The sequence below is a fragment of the Accumulibacter sp. genome (genome assembly GCF_031732815.1).
Lineage (GTDB): Bacteria > Pseudomonadota > Gammaproteobacteria > Burkholderiales > Rhodocyclaceae > Accumulibacter.
The window spans coordinates 1-2,980 of the sequence record NZ_JAVMKF010000253.1; the positions used below are offsets into that span (position 1 = coordinate 1).

At 65.6% G+C, this 2,980-nt stretch carries 3 protein-coding genes; all 3 read right to left on the minus strand.

What is annotated here, in order from left to right; translation table 11 throughout:
- Positions 1 to 115: 115 nt before the first annotated feature.
- The 3 genes from RKP46_RS15170 to RKP46_RS15180 are packed head-to-tail and all read right to left on the minus strand — an operon-like array spanning position 116 to position 2,753.
- The gene (locus RKP46_RS15170) at positions 116 to 1,768 is read right to left on the minus strand and encodes a SulP family inorganic anion transporter (protein ID WP_311107409.1); all 1,653 of its coding nucleotides are present in this window, start codon (positions 1,766 to 1,768) and stop codon (positions 116 to 118) included.
- Positions 1,765 to 2,211: a potassium channel family protein gene (locus RKP46_RS15175; protein WP_311107410.1), complete on the minus strand. Its 447-nt coding sequence runs from the start codon at positions 2,209 to 2,211 to the stop codon at positions 1,765 to 1,767. Before RKP46_RS15175 ends, RKP46_RS15170 begins: the two co-directional genes overlap by 4 nt.
- Positions 2,208 to 2,753: a GNAT family N-acetyltransferase gene (locus RKP46_RS15180; RefSeq protein WP_311107411.1), complete on the minus strand. Its 546-nt coding sequence runs from the start codon at positions 2,751 to 2,753 to the stop codon at positions 2,208 to 2,210. The genes RKP46_RS15175 and RKP46_RS15180 overlap by 4 nt, the downstream gene beginning before the upstream one ends.
- Positions 2,754 to 2,980: the final 227 nt, after the last annotated feature.

The window sequence follows — 2,980 nt, forward strand, 5'->3', positions numbered from 1 at the left end:
CGAGCCGCTTGCAGATGCCTCCTACGCCGCGGTAGTCAGCGCGACGAGTCGTTCGGTTCTCGCGCTGAGCGAGCAGGTGGCGCGCGACATCCAGGCGCTGCCGGCACGTTGAACGTCAGCGGGCGTTGCCGGTGCTCGCCTGATACTGCCGGATCGCCGCGCGGCTGTTGACGAGGAGGCGCTCCTGCCCGAGCCGGTCGGCCAATCCGGAGGCCCTTACGGCTTCGAGAACACCGGGGTTCAGGCCGGCAAGCCAGACCGTACTCCCCGCTTCCGACGCGCGTCGCTCCCATTCGACGAGCATCTGCAGCGCGGAATATTCGATGTCGAAGACCCGGCTCAGGTCGAGGACCACGACGCAGGGCTGGTGCTGGGCGATCAGCGTGCGCACCTGTTCGCCGATCTGCTGCGTGTTGGCAAAGAACAGACGTCCTTCCGGGCGGAGGATGAGCAGCCCCGGGAAGGTTTCGTCATCCGGATGCTCCGGCGATACGGGGCGCAGCAGATCCTCGCCCCGCTTGCGCCCGATCACATAGACCTTGGGGTGGGCCGCCTGGCCCGCGAGGGCGATCATCGACACGACAATCGCCACGACGATGCCCTTCAGGGTGCCGAAGACGAGCACGCCAGCAAAGGCCACCAGGGCCCAGCGGAATTCCATGAGGCGAATACGGCGGATGGCGAGGAATTCCGCCGGCTGGATCAGCCCGATCGAGTAGACGATGACGACGGCCGCCAGCACCGCGTTGGGCAGCAGGCCGAGAAGGGGCGCGAGGACCAGCATCGTCGCGAGCGCGGCAGCGGCCGTCACCATGCCGGCCTTCTGGCTTTGCCCGCCTGCTGCGCGGACGACGGCGGTCTGCGACGTGCCTCCGCCGGCCGGCATGGCGCCGAACAAGGCGCCGCCGAGATTCGCCGCGCCGGTGGCGAGCAGTTCGCGATCGGCGCGTATTGGCGGGTCCTGCGGGTCGGCGAAGGCGCGACCGGCGGCAATCGATTCGGTGAAACTCATCAGCGCGATGCCGAGTGCGCCGGGCAGGAGTTCTTCGATGAGGGTCGGATCGGGTAGCGTGAGCGATGGGAACCCCTGCGGAATGAGCCCGACGGTGCTGATGCCGAGGGCATCGAAACCGAACAGCCAGGAAGCGGCAATGCCGCCGCCTACCGCGACGAGCGGTGCCGGCGAGTGTGGCCACAGACGTTCCATGCCGAAGAGCAGCAGCAGTGCCACGGCGGCGACTGCCAGCGTCAGCAGCGAGGTTTCCGGAAGGTGGTGAGCGATGTTGAGTGCGTCGCTGAAGAACCCGTGTTTGGTGATGTGGATGCCCAGCAGTTTGGGGACCTGGTCGAGCACGATGACGAGGCCGATGCCCGCCTTGAAGCCGGTGAGTACCGGAGTCGAGATGAAGTTGGCGACGAAACCAAGGCGGAGCAGCGACGCAGCGATGAGCAGCAGGCCGGTCAGCGCGGTCAGGGTTGCGGCGGCCGTCAGCAGGCGTGCCGGGTCGCCGTCCGGCACAGCCAGCCCCAGCTGTGTGCCGGCAAGGATAGCCAGCGTCGTCGTCGAGCTTACGCTGAGCACCCGCGAGGTGCCGAGCAGCGCATAGACCAGCATCGGCACCAGCGCCGTGTAGAGGCCGACGGCAACCGGCAGCCCGGCCACGGTGGCGTAGGCCATCGCCTTCGGGAGTACGACTGCTGCGGCCGTCAGGCCGGCGATGATGTCGAAGCGGAGTCCGGGAGGTGCGGAGGCGGAAGGTGCGTTCATGACAAGGGAGGCTCCTGCGGCGCGTCGCCATCCGGGCGGGTCTTCTCTTCGGCAACGGCGCTTTGCAGGGCATGGACGCTCACGGCGGCCAGCAGGCCGGTGAGCAGGATGCCGGTGAAACCAATGGCGATTGCCGCAATGCGCGAGACGAGGCGTGTCGGTACGAGGTCACCATAGCCGACGGTGAGCCCCGTGACGAACGCAAAGTACACGCCGTCGATGTATTTCCAGCCCTCGGCGTGGGCGACGGTGATGCCGAGCGATACCATCAATCCGCCGAGCGTCGACAGCACCGGCAGGATCACGCGAGTACCCCGCAGCAGGTATCGGAAAAAGCTGGTTCGGACCCGCTTTCGGCCAGCTTCGCTGAGTGGTTTGGGCGCCATTGCGTTCATGTCGCGGCGTTGAGGGTCAGACGAAGATGGTTCGTGTGGATCGCTCATGAGGGGTGTCCCGGTGCGGATGAGGTCAGGTCTAGGATGACATGGACGGTGCCGCCTTCCTGGTGCGATGTCATTGCCCAGCCGCAGCGACCGAAAACACCCAGCATGGCCGCATTCTGCGGCAGCACCTCGGCGACGAAACGTTGCAGTCCAGCGGCAACCGCGATGCGGCCCAGATGGGAGAGCAGTCGCCTGGAGATGCCGAGGCGGTGAAAATCCTCTTCCACGAGAAAAGCGACTTCCGCCGCTCTGTCGTCGATGCGTACATAGGTGCCGCCCGCGACGATGATCTCCCGCCCATGCTCCGTGACTGTGCCGAACAGCGTGACCCGCAGGTCAAAATCGATGTCACGGAAAGCAGCGAGTTCGTCTTTGGACAGTTCCTTTTTCGGGCCGAAGAAACGTAGGTAGATCGACTCCGGATCAAGTTTTGCAAAGGCTTCGACGATCCGCTGCTCGTCGTCGGGTCGAGCCGCGCGGATGCACAGTTCGAGGTTGTTGCGGAGCCGTTCCCGGGCCCGGTAATGCTTCGCGTCCGTCATTGCGCTGCCTCTCTCCTGCCAGTACGATGCGATGAGGTGATTGTAGTCCGCTGCCCGCGCAGTTGCCGGACGAACTGCGCCCGCGGCCTGCGGGATGCGGCGCAAGCAGACAAGTGTCCCGGGTGCTGGCTGCCGGGTAGCCCATACCCGTTTCCATCTGAAAGGAGCGTTCCATGTTCGATCTCTACATCGGCAACAAGAACTACTCCTCGTGGTCGCTGCGGCCG

Excerpts from the sequence above, each read along its gene's own strand:
- RKP46_RS15170 (WP_311107409.1), bottom strand. The coding sequence starts at position 1,768 with ATGAACGCACCTTCCGCCTCCGCACCTCCCGGACTCCGCTTCGACATC.
- RKP46_RS15175 (WP_311107410.1), bottom strand. The coding sequence starts at position 2,211 with ATGAGCGATCCACACGAACCATCTTCGTCTGACCCTCAACGCCGCGAC.
- RKP46_RS15180 (WP_311107411.1), bottom strand. The coding sequence starts at position 2,753 with ATGACGGACGCGAAGCATTACCGGGCCCGGGAACGGCTCCGCAACAAC.